This is a genomic window from Mariniflexile jejuense (genome assembly GCF_042675665.1).
Taxonomy (GTDB): Bacteria; Bacteroidota; Bacteroidia; order Flavobacteriales; family Flavobacteriaceae; genus Mariniflexile; species Mariniflexile jejuense.
On sequence record NZ_JBHTJI010000048.1, the window covers coordinates 1 to 519 of the forward strand.

A 519-nucleotide genomic window follows, 5' to 3' on the forward strand; every position below is an offset into this window, starting at 1 on the left:
TTGAATTGACGGACTTATGTAAAGTCCTCTGTGGTTATTTTCTGAACTGAAATAATATCTGAAATCAATATTCATTGCAAATGTTTTTTCAGAATATTCTGTGTCTTTTGCATCATTAAGATTTCTGCCAATCCTATCAAGTAACAAATCGTTAAATTTATTTCTATCTGTAAATCCGTCTTTTCCAGAAGCAAATCCAATTTGAATAGAACTTTTAGGACTTATTACTCTTTCAAATTGGAATTCATATATTCCTTCAAAAGCTGGAACAATGTTAAATTTAAAAATGTTTTTCACTTCTTTGTTTTCCTGTGAGAAACTTACATTGAATGTAAATATAAGCGCTAATAATAAGATTATTTTTTTCATTTGGTAGTTTTGTAAATGTTGCCTAACGTTTTGTATAATTTTTAGTTGCGTGGATTAGGTACTAAAATAACAAAAAAACGCAAGCCAAAGGAAAAATCCGCAGGATTTTTCCGATTAAGTAACTACAAGCAATTAAATTTATACCATGTT

The 519-nt window shown here is 28.3% G+C and carries 1 protein-coding gene; it reads right to left on the minus strand.

All coding sequences use genetic code 11. The features are described from left to right. A partial coding sequence (locus ACFQ1R_RS15835) for a hypothetical protein (protein WP_379926344.1) occupies window positions 1-369 on the minus strand: 369 nt, incomplete at its 3' end. Between the last annotated feature and the right edge of the window lie 150 nt (window positions 370-519).